The following is a 17,294-nucleotide window of genomic DNA, read 5'->3' as shown; positions in this document are numbered from 1 at the left end:
CTTCCGCCTGTCCTTTTAAGCGGGCAGTTCCGGCGGATAAAGTCCGTTGCTTGTCTGTCCACCGTCCCCAGCTTGCTGGGCGAAAGGCCCGCCATGCCCACTGCCCTGCTCAAACGCTATGATCTTGCCTTGGTTGGAGGAGGTATATTCGGCCTCTCCATCGCTTATGAGGCCCTTCAACAGGGCATGAGCGTTGTCGTGCTGGAGGCAGACAAGGTGGGCGCCGGTGCGAGCGGCGGACTTCTGGGGGCGCTCATGCCGCATATGCCAGCGCGCTGGAACCCCAAAAAGGAGTTTCAGTTCCAGGCACTTTCCAGTCTCGAAGCCCACGCACGTGTGCTGGAAGCTGAGACAGGCCTTACCACGGGCTACAAGCGCTGCGGCCGGATCCTTCCACTGACCACCCAGGATAAACTGGATCATCATATTGAGCGCGCAGAGGAAGCGCTGGAGCGCTGGCAGCCCCAGAACACCGGCTTTAGCTATGAAGTCGAACCTGCCGGCAGCCGATCTGACTGGCTTTGCGCCGATGCTGCACCTTTCGGCATTGTCTATGAAACCCTTGCGGCCCGGATCTCGCCAAGAGCGTATTTGGGTGCGCTTGCCTCTTATGTCCAAGACCACGGCCTGCTGCTCGAGGGGACAGCCTATGAAGGATACGATGAAGCATCTGGCTCATTGCACCTTTCAAACATGGGACAAAAGCTTGCCGCCGACAGACTGGTTCTCGCGAGCGGCCCTGCCTGTTTCAAGCAGATTGAAGCCCTCACCGGTGAGATGATCGGGCGTGGTGAAAAGGGGCAAGCGCTCCTGCTGGAAGGGGCCGGCCTCGAAAATCACCCAGCCATTTATTGCGATGGCCTCTACGTTGTTCCCCATGACGATGGAACAATCGCGGTCGGCAGCACATCAGATCGCGACTTCACCACCGCGACCGTTGACCCGGAACGCACCGACGAGCTGATACGACGTGCCACGGCGTTCTGCCCTGCTCTGAAGGGACGCGAGCTTTTAACGGTTTGGGCAGGCATTCGCCCTCGCTGCAACAAGCGCGACGCCCTGGTCGGCCAATTGCCCAACAGTTCACGGGTCTTCGCAGCCACCGGTGGCTTCAAGATTTCTTTCGGCATCGCCCATCTGATCGCAAAGTGCCTGGTCGCAGAGCTCATGGGACAGGAGTCCGAGATTTCACTTCCGCCGAGCTACTTGCCTGGACACCATTTTTCGGAATTCGGCCAAGACCACACGCGTTGAAGAAGTCAGGTTCTAAATTGCTCGATCAAAATAAAAAAGGCGCCAAATTGGCGCCCTTCAGAAACTAGCGATTACGGCTTGGATCAGCCAAACACCAAGCTTGCCATGAAAAACAGAAGATAGCCAGTCAAGGCCATGGAGCCCCAGAACAGAACGTTCTTAACGACCAAAAAAGCATGCGCCGGCGGCGACTTCCGTCTGGTTTCGCCGATGTGTGCAGCCGTGAAAGCCATGGCCAGGAAACTCCGAAGTTCGGGTGTAATCTGCGAGAACACCCTAGCCAGGCCAAGTTTAACGGCGCGTAAAACAGGTTGGTTAATCTTTTGTAAATTTTCCACATCAACTGCCGCCTAAAAAGGGCGTACCGCTTCTGCTCCATTCGTCCTTGTTCACCTCTTCCAAGACATTACTCTCTGCCGCTCTAGTGCCAATCAAGGAAGCATGAAATGAGCCTCAACAGCGTTCGCAACCATCTTGCCGAGGCTGCGCCGGAGCTTCGCGTCCTCGAGACAGATGCCAGCAGCGCGACGGTTGAGCTCGCCGCAGCAGCCCATGGTGTTGAGCCGGCACAGATCGCAAAGACACTGTCCTTTCGATTGAAGGACGAGGTTTTCCTCGTTGTTGCGCGCGGCGATGCGCGGCTGGACAACAAGAAGGCCAAGACCGCATTTGGCGGCAAGGTCAAAATGCTGGGCCGTGAAGAGGTCGAGGAGATAACGGGTCACCCTGTCGGCGGTGTCTGCCCCTTCGGTCTCGCCAGCCCCCTGAAAGTCTACCTGGACGAGAGCCTCAAGGCCTTTGACGAAGTCATCCCTGCGGCGGGCGCAACCAACGCAGCGGTCCGCGTTTCACCGGTCCGCATGGCGGAGATCACGTCAGGCACCTGGGTCGATGTTTGTCAGGACCCTGCCAGCTGAGAACTGCCAGCGTTCTTGCACATCATATGTAAGCGGATGCGGCGATTGGGCGCCTTCGAACTCGTTGCAGGAAAACTTGAGCCTGCTAGGATAGTTTTCATCAACAAACGATGAGGCCCCAAATGCTTGGCATGTCCCGCCGGGAGTTTCTCCTTGGCAGTGCAGGAACTCTGACGGCCTTTGCCGGCGGAAGTCTGATTGCGAACCATGCGAGCGCCGCGGACCTGACGCTGCCGATCAAAACGCTGAGCCACAGCCTCCTGCCCGATACCGTCACGGAAAACATGATGGGATTTGGGGCGGGCGGACCACCACCTGTGCTTCGGCTCAAGCAAGGTGAAGCCTTCACCATCGATGTGGTCAATCAGCTGGATGAGGCCTCCATCGTGCATTGGCATGGCCTGCGCATCGACAACCGCATGGACGGTGTCCCCTATCTGACCCAGCAGCCCATTGAGCCCGGGGAGCAGTTTCGCTACACGCTCGTCGCACCCGATGCAGGCACGTTCTGGTATCATCCGCATTGCAACACGCTGGAACAGATGGCCAGGGGTCTGACCGGTGTCATGGTTGTGGAAGAGACAGAAGATCCCGGCTTCGATCAGGACCTGCCGCTGAACATTCGTGACTTTCGCCTCGCCGGTGATGGCCAATTCACCAGCCTCTTTAAGCCGCGCAATGCTGCAAGAGGCGGTACGCTTGGCACCGTGTCGACAGTGAACTGGCAGAGTGAGCCGGTCTATGATCTGCCTGCCGGCAGCCTCACCCGCCTGCGGCTCGCTGTCACCGACCTCACGCGGGTCGGCACCTATGATCTCAGCAAGGCTGATGCTGCCGTCATCGCGCTTGATTCCAATCCGCTTTCGAAGCCGATTGCCCCGGAAGGCATCGTGCTGTCACCGGGACAAAGGGCGGACATCGCCCTGCGTGTTCCCGAAACCGAGGGCGAGATCGTCACCTTGACCCGGCGCTCAGCCAAGGGCCCGAAGGTCATCGCCCGTTTTCGCGCAATTGGAACCAGCGCCGGCAGAAGCCTTTCCGAGCTGCGCCCACTGGCTCCCAACCCCGTGCCAGAAGCCGATCTTGCAAATGCAGAGGTTCTCGATTTCGTTTTCGGCTGGTCGCCGGAGAGCACGGCGCCCCAGCCCGGCATCTGCGGCAGCCTCGGATACACATTCTGGTCGATCAACCGCGTCGCCTGGGAGGGTGACACGCCTAACCCGGTTGAACCGCTTGCGCTCATGCGGCTTGGGAAATCCTATATCCTGCGGTTCCGCAACGAGACTCCCAACGCCCATCCCATCCACTTGCATGGTCTGTCGTTCAAGCTGCTGCGATCGAACAAGCGGGCCTTGCCTCCGCTGGTGACGGATACGGCGCTTCTCCTGGCCGAAGAAACCATGGAAGTCTCGCTCGTGGCCGACAATCCGGGCAACTGGGCTTTCCATTGCCATGTAATCGAACACCAGAAGACAGGCCTCACCGGCTACATCCGTGTTGATGCTTGAAAGAGCTTCCGCTCTGGTCCCGGCAATGTAATCAAATGCCCGGCCTTGATACATTTTATTGCTGCGGATCCTCTGGTCTCGCGGCACAAGGCCATTATAACCTTAATTCAGGTTCATCGGGGTTCTGGCTATGATTAGGCAAATATCGACTTTTTTCGCAATCGGCCTGCTGTCGCTTTCGCCGCTCGGATCACAGGCGCAAGAATTGACGATCGCGGATGCACACATCCACTACAGTCACGACGCCTGGGATATTTTTCCGCCCGCCAGGGCTATCGAGATCCTCAGGGACGCCAACATCCGCAAGGCTTTCGTTTCAAGCTCCAGCGATGATGGCACCCAGATGCTTTACGAGGAAGCGCCTGACCTGATTGTGCCCGTCCTGCGCCCCTATCGCCGCCGCGGCGAGACACGCAGCTGGCTGCATGATCCAACTGTCCTCGATCACGTCCGAAGCCGTCTCGAAGTCAATGAATACGCCGGCATCGGTGAGTTTCACGCCTATGGCGAGGACATCAACGGCGACGTGATGCAAGGCATCATCGCGCTGGCACGGCAGTACGATCTGTTCCTGCACGCTCATTCGGACGCCGAAGCGGTCCACCTGATTTTCAAGCATTTTCCTGAAGCACGAGTTCTCTGGGCCCACTCGGGGTTTGACAGTCCGGATGAGATCCGCGCAGTTCTGGAGCAATATGACACGCTCTGGGCCGACCTTGCCTTTAGATCAGACCACGCGTCTGGAAGCGCGGTGGACGAAGACTGGCAGAAGCTCTTTGAAGACTTTCCGGATCGCTTCATGCTCGGAACCGACACCTATACGCCAGAACGCTGGCCCTATATCGCCGCAAACGCGGACTGGAGCCGGGAATGGCTTGCCACCCTGCCGCCGGAGCTCGCCGCAAACATTGGCCACCGCAATGCGGAGGCACTCCTGACCGCGTCGAACAGCCAATGACGGCGAATATCGCCAGAGCAATCTGCTTTGTCGCGATGGCGGCCTTGCTCTCGGTTGCGCCGGCACTTGCAGATTGCGGCGATGAGACAGGTCTTTTGATCAAGGGCGACACCGCAGTTCTGCACGCCACGCCACCGCCATCTGCTCTTGAGGTCGGTGAGCCCTTTGCGCTGACCCTTGAGATCTGCGAGGCGGCGGCAGGCATGGAGGTCATCCGTTTAAACGCCCGCATGCCAGCCCATGGCCATGGCATGAATTATGAGCCGGAACTCTCACGTTTGGACGATGGACGATATCTCGCCGAAGGGATGCTCTTGCACATGCCCGGGGAATGGGAGTTCGTCGTGGATGTCCGGAGCTCCGATCAAAGCGAGCGGCTGACTGCAGCCGTTGACCTCAAGCCATGACCGGCCGGGCAGCGTCCATTGCCCTATTGATCTGCGTTGCAAGTTCGTCCTTTTTTGCGAGGACGGCGGCTCACGCCAACGATCGTTTCACCTCCGACGAACGGGCGATGATCAGTGCAAATGGTCCCTGGCCGCTGAATCCCACTCCCGACCCTTCCAATCGCTTTTCTGGCGACCAAACCGCGATTGCGTTCGGAAAGGACCTGTTTTCGGACCCTCGACTTTCGCGCGACGAAAATCTCTCCTGCACAAGCTGTCACGTACCAGAACTCGGTTTCACCGACGGTCTTGAGAGAAGCACGGGCATCGGCGAAGTTGATCGCAATGCGCCCGCGATCGCCAATCTCGCGAATTTTCGTTGGTTTGGCTGGGACGGACGGTCCGACACACTTTGGGGCCAGAGCATACATCCCATTCTCAACGACCTGGAGATGGCAGCAACGGCCGCTGACATCGCCGCTCAAATGGCTGGCCAGGAAGATCTGGCCGCGCGATATGAGCAGGCGACCCAGACCAACCCGGCTGATGAGACACCGGAGGCCATTCTCGTCAACACGGGCAAGATCCTGGCAGCCTATCAAGAGACACTGCGGACCCCTCGCACGCGTTTTGATGATTATCGTGATGCACTCGTTACGGGTGCCACAGCCGGTCAGGTCGCCTACCCCGATGCTGCCAAACGCGGCCTGAAGATCTTCACCGGCAAGGGCAAATGCAGCATCTGCCATTTCGGCCCGCTGTTCACGAATGGCGAGTTTCATAGCATCGGTATCAAGCACTTTGCAGCAGCAGATCGGGTCGACACCGGGCGATACGGCGGCCTGAAAGCCTTTCGCGAGAGCAAGCTCAACCGTCTCGGCCCCCATAGCGACGAAGACCAGGCGCTCGCGGCCAAAGCGCCAAGCGCCTACGCAGCCTTCCTTCACAGCAACTGGGGTGCCTATCGCGTGCCCTCCTTGCGAAATGTTGGCGCGACCGCTCCCTACATGCATGACGGCAGCCTGGCGACGCTTGAGGATGTTGTCGACCATTACTCCGACATGAACATGGACCGTCTCCACTCGGACGGCGAAACTCTTCTGAGGCCGCTCGATTTGTCGGCGCAAGAACGCGCGGACATCGTTGCGTTTCTGCACACGCTGACCGCCGCACCTGTCGCTTCTGCGGCCGGAGATTAGTCCGCGCTATCGATCGACAACCTTGTTCGAGAAAACGTGAAGAGAAATCCACGCCGCTGACATTACTTCGGCCCGCAAGAGCTCTATACTTACACCGTGGTGTTTCCATTCGCGCCCCACCGCTCTCGGTTCATTTGGCATCGGGCAAAGCGTCAAGTTATTCGAAGGAGAAACAGGCATGAAAGCCCCAGCCTACAACCGTCGTTCCTTTCTGATTGGTGCTGGTCTCTGCAGCGCCTCCCTCATCCGTCCTCCTTTGGGCCTCGTGTCCGCAGCAAATGCGGCAACCGGTGTGGCTCCGACAGCCTCCATGCGCGGCGGCAGCAACAACTACAGTCCAAACGCACCGCTGGTCGACAATCTGGGCAAGGGTTTCTGGGTCTCTGGAACAGTCAGAAAGGCTGGCGGCGGTGAGCCCCTTTCCAATGTGCGCATTCAGATCTGGGCGGCTACTGAGCGCGGCGGCGAGCGCGAACCGAGCAACCATGGCAGCGTTTTGACCGCCGCCGACGGAACCTTCCGGCTCGAGATGTCCCAGATTCTGCCCAACTTCGGCCAGCCTCATGCGCATCTGGCCTATGATGACGGAGCCTTCAAAACGGTATTTCTGCGCCCCGTGATGGGCAGCAGAAGCGATACCAGCGTCCAGGCCCATTTCGTCCTTGCATCAGCCTGACGCCGAGCGCCAAGGCGTGCTGCCAGACAACAAGCAAGCCGTCACCCGGCGCCTCGCCGGCTGCTTGGTCTGGGCAGCAGTGGCGGGACTTTCGCTCTGGCCGGTTCTGATTGCCGCTGCGAGCCCATACATCGTCGGCCGCAGCGCAGTCTACATCGCGGCAGGACTTGCTGGCGCGCTGTCGCTGGCGCTCCTCTTCGTCCAGCCGCTTCTGGCAGCAGGCCTTCTTCCTGGTCTGACCGGTCTACACGGTCGCCGGTGGCATCGTGTCGCCGGCTTTCTGATTGTGGCGGCCGTGGCGGTCCACATTGGCGGGCTTTACATCACCAGCCCGCCGGACGCCCTTGATGCCCTGCTTCTGGTCTCGCCAACTCCCTTTTCCATCTACGGTGTGGCCGCCATGTGGGGCCTCGTCCTGACGGTTGTGCTGGTGGCTTTTCGAAAGCACCTCCGCCTGCGCCCATTGGCCTGGCGCATCATCCACAACGCCCTGGTCGCGGGCGTGGTGGCGACCAGTGTCGCCCATGCCCTTCTGATCGAGGGCACAATGGGCAGCCTGTCGAAGATCGTCCTTTGCAGCTGCGCTGTGCTCACCACAGCCGCAGTTACCCTCTACCTTCGGGTGATCAAACCACGCCGCAAGCGAGAGGCTTTGGCCCAAAAGGCCCATGGAACGGCTTCTGACCTTTCCGCAAGATCGTGACTTCCTCAGCTTGAGACCTGCCATTGCCGAGAAATTCCAGACCCGTTTTCAGGACAGCATCAAACCATTCAAACAACGTTTGAAATTTTCCATCAATCAGTCTAAATCGATGGGGGGAAATGGGGAGTGGAAATGGTCTCGGAAACAACGGCACAACGCATTCTTCGGAACGCAGAACATCTGATGGCGTCAAATGGGATTGCGTCGACTTCTGTCCGACAAATTACGGACGCCTCCGAGGCCAATGTTGCTTCTGTGAACTATTACTTCGGCAGCAAATCAGAGCTTCTGCTGGAGTTGTTGAAAGACCGGTTCTCACAATTGGATGCTGAACTTCTGGCAAGGGTGAATGCCGTCGAGAAGAATGCCGCGGGAGCACGTCCCAAGGTGCGTGATCTGACAGCGGCCTATTTTGACGCTCTGGCGCATCTGGGTTTCAATTCGGAAACCGGGCAGCTGGATCCTTTTATTCTTCTTATTCAAAGAGCCGCTGCTGAGCAGGAAGAAGTTCTAGAGAAAGCCCAGGATTTTAGCGCGCCGGGCCTCTCCAAATTGATGTCTTTGTTGGCTGAAAGCATTCCTGAGAACCAGGGGCAGGACATTGAGATTAAAACACTTCTACGTCTGATGTTTACAACATCTGTTGCTGCGATGCCGACGATGAACGCCGAGCGCAAGAACGACATGCAGTTTTCAGCTGTCCGGGACTTCTTGTTTGCGGGGGTAGAAGCCTACCTGATGCGGATCGCAGGCAAAACCTGAGTTTAATGCTCTTGTAAAACCAGCCCACTTTTGGCATCACCGGACGACTTCAATTTTCGGCTTTCGTAAAGCCGCAATTCAAAACGAACGCTCAGCCAATCGATAGACATAGCCAGGCGTCCAGATATGGAGACGACAATGCGCGCATTTCGTTGGGCTGCTGTTATTTTGGCGTGTGGGCTCGGGAGTCAAATTGCGCTCGCTGATACCTTGTCGATCGAAACCGCCACGGGAAATGTCGATGTCCCACGCGGTCCCCAGAAGTTGGTTGTCTTCGACATTGCAGCCCTGGACACACTGAACGCCCTCGGGGTTCCGGTCGCTGGAACGCCTGAACAGGTTTATGTCGACTACCTGAAGCCTGTGGCTAAAGACGCCGAGAAAGTAGGGTCACTCTTCGAACCTGACTTTGAAGCCATAAATGCCCTGCAGCCTGATCTGATTGTCGCAGGTGGGCGATCCTCCAAACAAGTTGACGCGCTTTCAGAATTCGCACCGACCATCGATATGACGATTTGGGGCGATGGCCTTTTGACACAGGCGATCACACGGCTGCACGCTTATGGGGCACTGTTTGGCAAGGAAGACGCTGCTCAAAAATTGGAAGATGATCTCAATAGCGCCGTCAATGCAGTAAAAACACAAAGCACCGTTGCCGGGAAAGCTCTCATAGTGCTGACAAACGGACCAAAGATCAGCGTCTATGGCAAAGGGTCTCGCTTCGGCTGGCTCCATACAGAACTGGGAATCGAGCCGGTGATCGAAGACGTTAAATCGTCGACCCACGGCGAAGCGGTTTCCTTCGAGTTCATTCGAGATGCGAACCCGGATTGGCTTATCGTGATTGATCGTGCTGCTGCGATTGGTCAAGACGCAACGTTGGCGGCCGAGACTCTCGACAACAAACTGGTTGCCGAAACCACGGCCTGGAAGTCCGGACAGGTTATCTTTCTTGATGCGAGCAAGATCTACATTGCGGCAGGTGGCTATCAATCGCTGATGGGCACTTTGGCGGAAATTTCAGCGGCATTCCAGAAAGCCGACTAGTCGGATACCAATAGCTTGCGCCATCACTTTGCTCCCTTGCAACGGACATCGGCACTTTGGCCGATTGTCCTTGCGGTTGTCCTTCTCGGACTGGTCGCCGGGAGCCTCGTGACCGGAGCAGCGAATGTGTCAGCTCTCGACCTCTTTCGCCGCGGCGAAAGTGGCGACATCTTGCTTGTCAGCAGATTGCCCAGGACACTGGCGACCATCCTTACCGGAGCGTCTTTGGCTGTCGCTGGCGTCATTATGCAGACGCTGGTCCGCAACCGCTTCGTAGAACCGGCCACAACCGGAACCGGCGAATGCGCAGCCCTTGGGTTGTTGGCAACACTGCTTCTGGTTCCGGGCGCTCCCCTTTTGGCCAAGATGGCGATTTCCAGCGCCGCGGCATTTGCAGGAACGGCAATCTTCCTCGCATTGGTGAGCAGGCTGCCTCCGACCCAACCTCTCCTCGTTCCCCTGACTGGCATCGTCTACGGCGGAATAATCGGGTCTATCTCGATATTCATCGCTTATGAAAATGATCTGCTTCAATACATCTCCGTCTGGATGAATGGCGAGTTTTCCGGGGTTCTCCAAGGCCGCTATGAATTGCTTTGGGCGTCCGGTGCGGCCGCTCTGGCTGCCTATTTCTATGCTGATCAATTCACGGTCGCCGGGTTTGGGAAGGACACTGCACATGGTCTCGGACTGAGCTACCGGGCCGTCATGATCGCCGGCCTGAGCATCGTCGCCCTGATTACGTCTTTTACGGTTCTCACGGTCGGCATGCTGCCTTTTGTCGGACTGGTTGTGCCGAATATCATCAGCCGATTCCGCGGCGACAATACCAAGGAAACCTTGCCTCTTGTCGCTATCTTGGGGGGCGCTCTTGTGCTCGCAAGTGACCTTATTGGCCGCCTGATACGCTACCCTTACGAGATTCCCGCGGGAACAATTTTTGGCGTCCTCGGCACAGGCGTTTTCCTCTGGCTGTTGTTTGCGAGGCCAGCTCGCCGTGGCTAGAACCTTCTGCATTCTTGGCTTGTGCACCCTCCTTTCAATCACTGCTTTCATGGTCCTTGGCGCCCGTGGGAATTGGGATTTCATCCTGGTTTTCAGAGGCACGAAGCTGGTCGCGCTCGTCCTTGTCGCCACAGCAATCGCGGTTGCCACCATCGTCTTCCAGACCCTGACGAGCAACCGGATACTGACGCCGTCGATCATGGGTTTTGATGCGCTCTACATCCTGTTGCAGACTGCACTTGTGTTCATCCTTGGCGGCTTCGGGTTTGCGTCGCTCGCGCCGGAGTTAAAGTTCGCCCTGGAACTCTGCCTGTTGTCCGCAGCGTCCCTGGCGCTGTTCGGCAGTCTGATTGGCCAAGGCATGCATGACCTGTTTCGCATGCTTCTGGTTGGCGTTGTGTTCGGCGTCCTTTTTCGAAGCCTTACCGGGCTCCTGCAGCGGATGATCGATCCAAATGAATTTTCGGTACTTCAAGGATCCTTGTTCGCCAGCTTCAACAAGGTGGACACCACTCTTATCGCTCTTGCAACGCCATTGGTTCTCGCGTGCTGCGCCCTGGCCTGGCACAAGCGCAATGTTTGGGACGTGATGGCTCTGGGGCGCGAACAGGCCATCAGTCTTGGTCTCAACTACAAACGCGAGCTGATGGTGGGGCTTGCGTTGGTCACAGCGCTGATCGCCACCTCAACGGCGCTGGTCGGGCCGGTCGCCTTCTTCGGACTTCTGGTCAGCGCAATCAGCTATGAAGTGACGAAAACGCATCATCATGGTCCGATCTTCCTGTCGTCCATCCTGATTTCCATCATCGTTCTGGTCGGCGGTCAGGCCATCTTCGAACGCGTACTCGGGTTGGGGGCGACGTTGAGTATTGTCGTCGAATTCCTCGGCGGATTGGTGTTCCTGTTTCTAATCCTGAGGAGGGTTCGAGTTTGATCGAAATCGAAAATGTCACCTTCCATCATGGCAAGTCGCCAATCTTGAAGGACGTCTCGCTCACAATCAAAAGAGGCGGCATCACCGCACTGATTGGTCCAAACGGAGCAGGCAAATCAACACTGTTTGCTTTGATGGCAAGGCTGCTTCCCCTTCAGTCTGGCAAGATCTCTTTCGATGCCATGGACATCCGACAAACGCCTTCAAGGGAGCTTGCGAAAAAGCTGGCGATCTTGCGGCAGGACACCCATGTGGCATCCAGAATTACCGTGCAAGACATGGTTGGGTTTGGAAGGTTCCCACATCACCAGGGTCGCGCAACCAGCCTGGACCATGACAAGGTTCAAGCCGCTTTGAATGTCTTTGACCTCGCTGACATTGCAGAGCGCTTCATCGATGAATTGTCCGGCGGACAGCGACAACGCGTTCTTGTGGCGATGGCCTATGCACAGGACACGGAATATCTTCTCCTGGACGAGCCGCTCAACAATCTGGACATGCATTTTGCCCGCAATCTCATGCATCAGTTGCGCGATCTTGCCGACAACCACGGCAAGACGATCGTCGTCGTGCTGCATGAGATCAACTACGCGGCTGCTCATGCGGACACAATCATCGCCTTGAAAAACGGTGAGGTCGCCGCCCACTCCAGGACCGATGAGTTTATGACCGAGGAAGCCATTTCCCGGATCTATGACATGAGCGTCAAGGTCAAGGCCGTCGACGGTCTGAAGATGGCCCTGCACCACGTCTGAAAAAAGCAGCACCGGCTAGGTCGATGCTGCTCTCTTTGTCTTAAAAGTGGCAGGTCTGACCGGCCTCGTTCCTGAGGCCGATCTCAAGAGATTAAAACCAATCAGTATCGCAGTTTTGCCATCAAACGGAACGACCGGCCCGGCTCATAGAGAGGCGTGATCGAGTCGTATTCTCCGCCATAGGTTGCCCGATCAGAATAGGTCTGGTCGAAGATATTGTTCGCTTCGAGCCTGAGGGACAGGAAGTCGTATTGCTCAGGCTTGTATTCCGCATAGGCGCTGACGACCGTGTAAGGATCGACCGTCCCATAACCGGCCGAAACAAAGCCGTCATACGCCAGGGCAGCATCCAGGGTGGCACCAAGGGTGAGGTCGTACTTGTTGAACGTATGAGCAATTTCACCGGAGATGATCTGGCCGACTGCAGCGCCTATATTGATCAGATAGTAGGATTCAAAAGCACTATCAGCGAGGCTGAGGCGTGTATCGGCGTAGGACAGTTTTACAAAGCCGTTGCCCCAGTTGTAACCGCCCGAGAGCTTGTAGCCCCAGCTGCTGAAGTCAACATTGCTGGCCCCATCACGGTAGTCCCAGAACCGTGTGTTGAACACATCAGCGCCAGCAAACCAGCCCGTGTTCTCATACTTCAGACCTGCAGTCACGTTATCAGACCGAACCGGATCCAGGTTCGAATAGTCCCATGTCCGCCAATATTCGAAGCTCTCCTCAAGATCGATGCCGCCAAAGACATTGGAGTAACCCGCATTGACAGAAATGCCGTTGATGACTTCGACTTCAGCCGATGCGTTTCCGCTCAGGCCAAAATTGTCGAGATTGGTTCCATCTTTTCCCTCGAAATAGTTCCCATCAGCACGGCCACCGAACGAGACCTTGAGGCGGTCAATCGGGGTTAAGCGGGCTTGCGCGTAGCCGCCAATATTGGAGACCTTTTCGGTATAAGCCTCGCTTGGATCACTGTAATCCGAGGTTTGAGAAATGAAATCGACACCGGTTGTGACCGTATTGCCTTCGCTGATTTCGAAAACATTTTCGGCCTTCGCAGTCCAGGTGCCACCGGTGGATTCACTGTCGTAAGGCTCGGGAATCTTGAAGCTGTTCTCGCTGTAGCCAACGACGACCTTTGGATTCCAGAGGCCTTCAATCTCTTCCTTGCCAAAGTTGAAGGAAAAATTGCGCCGTGTTGTATCGTAAACGCGGGTGGCAGACGTTCCGTTCAATCCGCCGATATTGGCGCGGTACGGACGAAGCGCATCATCGATGATTTGCTGCGCACTGAGCTCAAACCGGTAGCCCGTACCAGTTTCATAAGCGCCTTTCGCCAAAAGGCTCGAGAACTCAGCTGCGGTGCCTGGCACTTCCCATCCATCGCCATTCTCATAGTCATCGCCATTTGCAAACTTGGCAAAACCGAGCAGCTCAAAGCCCTGATAACGCCCATAAGCTGCAGCGCTCTCAGTGAATGTGTTGCCGTTGGTCTCATAGCTCAGCGTCGCGAAGGCGCCAAAGTTCCGATCGTTGATCAGGAGGTCCTGGACATCGACCGTCTCATAGACAATCGAGCCGCCGAGAGCACCGAAGCCAGCATCTGCAGGCGCGACGCCCGGGTCGACCCGAACCGCCTTCAGAAGCGCTGGGTCAATGTAGTTGGTGCTCGTGTGATGAAAAATCCGGTTTCCCTGCTGGACGCCATCCACCGAGACCGCCAGGTTGTTTTCATCGATGCCGTTTACAAACACTTTTTGAGCCGTCGGGATGCCGCCGCCGACCGAAATCGAAGCGTTTCCGGCAAACAAGTCGCGCAAGGTCTGGGGATCCGTTCGCTGAATTTCCTCGATCGCGATGTAGATCGACTGCGCCCGGTCAGCACTGCCTTGATGCTTATCGAACCGGTCGGCCGCATCTGGAGACACCCGAATGGTGTCCAGGGTCACTTCACCGCTGGCCGTTGGGGCATCCGATGCATCCTGTGCATTTACGCTCCCGACAAAAAGCGCTGATTGTAAGACTGTGCCGGCAAGCAGCAGCGAAAGACGCACGCGTTCAAGCATGGCCAATTCCTTTGTTTTTGAAATTTCAAGATCAGCTGAATTCGGCAGAACAGCCGAACATGGCTCGAACCGCCCCCAGTTGCACGGCACAGCGGAGTTTATACATGAGTTAAATAGTCATGTAAAACACTGTTTGAAATAATGTTTTACGCGCGTCAAAATCGCTAAAAGTGAAAAATATTCAAAGGATACGAGTCGTATTTTCACTAATTATTTCAATATTTTAAACTCTACTCTCGAGACCCGAGCGGAATACAAGATGTCATTCTTGCGAGAAAAATATGGCTTCCGAAACACTGTGGTTACGGCAGACCTCCGCTGCCTTCACCCCGGCATCCTGGCGCTGTAAAAGCCCGGTGAAATGATCTTCTGTGAGCTGCGCAGGCGTCGTTCCGCCCGCCTCCTGACTGAGACGGGCGCTAAACAAAACTGGAGGAAATTCAGGGGTTCAGATCGGATCGGATCCAATCGCTGGCTAATCAGTCTCGCCAGCTGCAAGACCAATGAAAGGCGCACAGTGTCTCTGCAACTGCGCGCCTTTTCCGCTGGCAACTTAAGCCAAGCAATCAAGCATCTTTAAGCTGTCGGTCGCCATTCAAGCTTCAGCTCTTCTCGCCAAGCGAACCGCTCAATGTGACTGTCGATGACACCCTTCATCCGAGCCATGCTTTGATCTTCATCTGCTTCACAGCGGATTGTGAGGCTCGCGTCGGTGGCGAACATCTGGCAGAAGCCGAACGGAAATGACACCTCCCCCTTGTTGGCATCCCAATCTGCGGGAACCTTGTGGGCAAAGTGCTTGCAAAGTTGCTGGAGGTATTTTGAGGCTGAGGCGGTATGCGCTGTCGACGTGACGACTATCATTGCCCTGGCTATCCATTCTTGAACATAAAAGAGTGAGCCGGGAGACCCCGGCTCACGCGAAGAGCTTGATCTGCAAACTTAAAATTTGGCTGTTGCCGTCAAGAAGAAGCTCCGTCCTGGTGAATTGACCGGCGTCACACGGCTCGTCGTGCTGTAGCTTCCCCGGCTGTAATAGGTTTCGTCAAACAGGTTGTTGACTTCGCCGCGAAGCGTAAAATCCGTGTCACCGAGCTTCGGTGCCCATTGGGCGAAGATATTTACGACCTCATATCCCGGGATAGGGTTGTCATACCCGTTGTCTTCCAGATCCTGATTGGAATACTCGAAGGCTATTTCCGCGTTAGCGCCAAGCGTCAGATTCCAGTCTTGGAACGTGTATCCAGCACCAAGCGACAGCATGTCTCCGACCGGAACGCCACTGTTTGAGTCGCCGAAGAGCGGTATGCGGTCTCCATACTCAACATCGGTGTGGGTATAGGCGGCAGAAACGTAAGCGTTCTTCCAGTTGTAGCGAGCTGAGATGTCAAAGCCCTTCGAGATCAAGTCATCGCCGTTGACGCGCTCCGCAGTCGTAAATCCGGCGCCATATTCATATGTGGTCGTGTCGAACATCTTTGTATAGAAAAGGTCGGCGCCGACGACGAGGCCTTTGTATTCGTAAGACAATCCAACTTTTGCATTGTGAGCCGTCGTCGGGTTCAAATCGTCTGCATAGGTGTAATCAATGGAGTGGAACAGAGCTGCTTCGGCTTGCTCGATGCCTCCAAATACATACGCATAGCCACCGGTAAGTTTCAGGCCGTCGATGATTTCATAACCGAGGTTTACGTTGGGCGAGAGACCGAAATTATCGAACGTCTGGTCGTCCACCGAATGATAGCTCTGAAAATCGGCGCGCAGACCGGCTGAAACATCCAGCTTCTCGATAGGGGTGAGGCGTGTCTGCACATATGCGCCCACATTGGTGATGTCTTCAGCCGCGTCTGTCGAAAAATGGAAGCGCTCGATATCGACCTGATCATGGTAGAAATCGACACCGGCTGTCACAGTCCCCAAACCAAAATGAAACCGGTTCTGCAGATGGCCGCCGATCGATTGCAGATCGGAATTGAAATCTCCGCTTGCCCGCGTGTAACCGGAATTGTTGGGACGGTTGAGTGTGTTCTGATTGTAGTAAAGCAGCACTTCAGGGTCGAAGTTTCCGCTCGCCCCCTCCAAAGTGTACTTGAAGGTCGCCGTCAGCCGCTCATAAAGGTTGTCATTAAAGTCGGTTCCAACGGCTCCCATGTTGGTGCGCAGGCGCCGATAGCCGTCATCCCTGTAGTATTCTCCGGTCGCTTCAAACCGGTGGCCCTCAAGGCTCTGATAAGCCAACTTGCCAAGGCCATTCCAGAGATCGGTCGCGGTGCCGAGTTCCGTGAACCCGTCGCCGTCATCATAATCCTGCCCCTCGCCCCGGGTGATGGCACCCAGATACTCAAATCCCTTGGAAGCGCCATAAGCAGCGGTTGTTCCAGTCAGCGTCATCGAGTTTGTGTCGTAGCCGAAGGAAACCAATCCCCCCAGAGTCTGGCCTTCCTTGAGAAGATCCACTGCGTCGACCGTTTCAAAATCGACGCTGCCTCCGAGCGCGCCTGGGCCGCCGTCGGCCGGCGCCACACCGTCATTTATCCCGACAGATTTCAGGAACAAAGGATTGATGCCCAAGCTGCCATTGTGATGCCAGACGTTGTTTTTCTGCCGGGCTCCATCGACCGTTACATTGAGTTTGGACTCATCAATGCCGTGCACATAGATTTTTTGCGAAGCCGGACTGCCCCCTGCGGTCGCCACTGATGGCGTGCCCTGGAAGAGCTGTTTCAGGTCAACCGGCTGTGTTTGCTCGATTTCGTCGCGGCTGATGTTGGAGCTGGTTTCAAGGGTCTCGAATTCTTCAGAGCCGTCATCTTTGATGACAATGGTCTCCAGCTGCTGCACATCCTGGGCGGCGGCGGCCACTGCCGAAAGGGTCAGACCACTGACGGATGCCAAGATGGCCGCTTGCCTCACGATTCTACGTTTCATTTTTCAAACCCCAACCCTCGTCAGTCCAGCCGCGGCGGCTTCAGGCCTCCTCAACCGGACTTAAACTTGACTAAAAACATCATGTATTTGATAAAGGCAGCGTCACACTCAAACAATTCCGAAGGCGTTTGCGTGTCACTCAAACTCTTTTGCGAAACTGAATTTATGGCAAAAGTGCTTTCTCTATTAGGAT

17 protein-coding genes are annotated in these 17,294 nt (G+C 56.2%); 13 read left to right on the top strand and 4 right to left on the bottom strand.

The features are described from left to right. The first annotated feature begins 93 nt into the window (after positions 1–93). On the top strand, positions 94–1,254 hold the full coding sequence (locus tag IG617_RS00440) for an NAD(P)/FAD-dependent oxidoreductase (RefSeq protein ID WP_192106310.1): 1,161 nt from the start codon (positions 94–96) through the stop codon (positions 1,252–1,254). Between the two features lie 83 nt (positions 1,255–1,337). On the opposite strand, the gene IG617_RS00435 is transcribed toward IG617_RS00440, so the two are convergent. Then, complete coding sequence (locus tag IG617_RS00435) at positions 1,338–1,592, bottom strand: hypothetical protein (protein WP_192106308.1); 255 nt, start codon at positions 1,590–1,592, stop codon at positions 1,338–1,340. A gap of 108 nt (positions 1,593–1,700) precedes the next feature. Between IG617_RS00435 and IG617_RS00430 the strand changes: the two genes are divergently transcribed. The 12 genes from IG617_RS00430 (at position 1,701) to IG617_RS00375 (ending at position 12,104) form a co-directional block, all read left to right on the top strand. Continuing rightward, entirely contained in the window at positions 1,701–2,171 is a 471-nt protein-coding gene (locus IG617_RS00430) for a YbaK/EbsC family protein (protein ID WP_192106306.1), read from the top strand. 122 nt (positions 2,172–2,293) lie between these two features. Beyond that, the gene (locus tag IG617_RS00425) at positions 2,294–3,679 is read left to right on the top strand and encodes a multicopper oxidase family protein (protein ID WP_192106304.1); all 1,386 of its coding nucleotides are present in this window, start codon (positions 2,294–2,296) and stop codon (positions 3,677–3,679) included. Positions 3,680–3,809: 130 nt separating this feature from the next. Further along, positions 3,810–4,637 (top strand): amidohydrolase family protein, encoded by an 828-nt coding sequence (locus IG617_RS00420; protein ID WP_192106302.1) that lies wholly within the window; start codon positions 3,810–3,812, stop codon positions 4,635–4,637. Next, positions 4,634–5,044: a hypothetical protein gene (locus IG617_RS00415; RefSeq protein ID WP_192106300.1), complete on the top strand. Its 411-nt coding sequence runs from the start codon at positions 4,634–4,636 to the stop codon at positions 5,042–5,044. Before IG617_RS00420 ends, IG617_RS00415 begins: the two co-directional genes overlap by 4 nt. Continuing rightward, positions 5,041–6,222 (top strand): cytochrome-c peroxidase, encoded by a 1,182-nt coding sequence (locus IG617_RS00410; protein WP_192106297.1) that lies wholly within the window; start codon positions 5,041–5,043, stop codon positions 6,220–6,222. The genes IG617_RS00415 and IG617_RS00410 overlap by 4 nt, the downstream gene beginning before the upstream one ends. A 178-nt stretch (positions 6,223–6,400) precedes the next feature. After that, the gene (locus IG617_RS00405) at positions 6,401–6,898 is read left to right on the top strand and encodes a peptidase associated/transthyretin-like domain-containing protein (protein WP_153769907.1); all 498 of its coding nucleotides are present in this window, start codon (positions 6,401–6,403) and stop codon (positions 6,896–6,898) included. Continuing rightward, the gene (locus IG617_RS00400) at positions 6,885–7,601 is read left to right on the top strand and encodes a ferric reductase (RefSeq protein ID WP_254170397.1); all 717 of its coding nucleotides are present in this window, start codon (positions 6,885–6,887) and stop codon (positions 7,599–7,601) included. Before IG617_RS00405 ends, IG617_RS00400 begins: the two co-directional genes overlap by 14 nt. 132 nt (positions 7,602–7,733) lie before the next feature. Beyond that, the gene (locus IG617_RS00395) at positions 7,734–8,363 is read left to right on the top strand and encodes a TetR/AcrR family transcriptional regulator (protein WP_254170412.1); all 630 of its coding nucleotides are present in this window, start codon (positions 7,734–7,736) and stop codon (positions 8,361–8,363) included. 138 nt (positions 8,364–8,501) lie between these two features. Continuing rightward, on the top strand, positions 8,502–9,410 hold the full coding sequence (locus IG617_RS00390) for a siderophore ABC transporter substrate-binding protein (protein WP_192106294.1): 909 nt from the start codon (positions 8,502–8,504) through the stop codon (positions 9,408–9,410). 15 nt (positions 9,411–9,425) lie between these two features. Continuing rightward, positions 9,426–10,415, top strand: coding sequence for an ABC transporter permease (locus IG617_RS00385; protein WP_254170396.1), 990 nt, complete (start codon positions 9,426–9,428; stop codon positions 10,413–10,415). Further along, positions 10,408–11,349 (top strand): iron chelate uptake ABC transporter family permease subunit, encoded by a 942-nt coding sequence (locus IG617_RS00380; protein ID WP_338109925.1) that lies wholly within the window; start codon positions 10,408–10,410, stop codon positions 11,347–11,349. Before IG617_RS00385 ends, IG617_RS00380 begins: the two co-directional genes overlap by 8 nt. After that, a complete protein-coding gene (locus IG617_RS00375) occupies positions 11,346–12,104 on the top strand; it encodes an iron ABC transporter ATP-binding protein (protein WP_192106291.1) in 759 nt (252 codons plus the stop codon). The genes IG617_RS00380 and IG617_RS00375 overlap by 4 nt, the downstream gene beginning before the upstream one ends. A 101-nt stretch (positions 12,105–12,205) precedes the next feature. Here IG617_RS00375 and IG617_RS00370 read toward each other — a convergent pair whose 3' ends face one another. From IG617_RS00370 to IG617_RS00360, 3 genes are all read right to left on the bottom strand, one after another. Continuing rightward, on the bottom strand, positions 12,206–14,173 hold the full coding sequence (locus IG617_RS00370; RefSeq protein ID WP_192106289.1) for a TonB-dependent receptor domain-containing protein: 1,968 nt from the start codon (positions 14,171–14,173) through the stop codon (positions 12,206–12,208). 576 nt (positions 14,174–14,749) lie between these two features. Then, the gene (locus IG617_RS00365; RefSeq protein WP_192106287.1) at positions 14,750–15,037 is read right to left on the bottom strand and encodes a DUF2218 domain-containing protein; all 288 of its coding nucleotides are present in this window, start codon (positions 15,035–15,037) and stop codon (positions 14,750–14,752) included. A 78-nt stretch (positions 15,038–15,115) separates the two neighbouring features. Continuing rightward, positions 15,116–17,101 (bottom strand): TonB-dependent receptor domain-containing protein, encoded by a 1,986-nt coding sequence (locus IG617_RS00360; RefSeq protein WP_192106285.1) that lies wholly within the window; start codon positions 17,099–17,101, stop codon positions 15,116–15,118. Between the last annotated feature and the right edge of the window lie 193 nt (positions 17,102–17,294).

Source organism: Roseibium polysiphoniae, assembly GCF_014842925.1.
Lineage (GTDB): Bacteria > Pseudomonadota > Alphaproteobacteria > Rhizobiales > Stappiaceae > Roseibium > Roseibium polysiphoniae.
The sequence above is the reverse complement of the archived record's forward strand: the minus strand, read 5'-3'. Positions and strand labels throughout refer to the sequence as shown.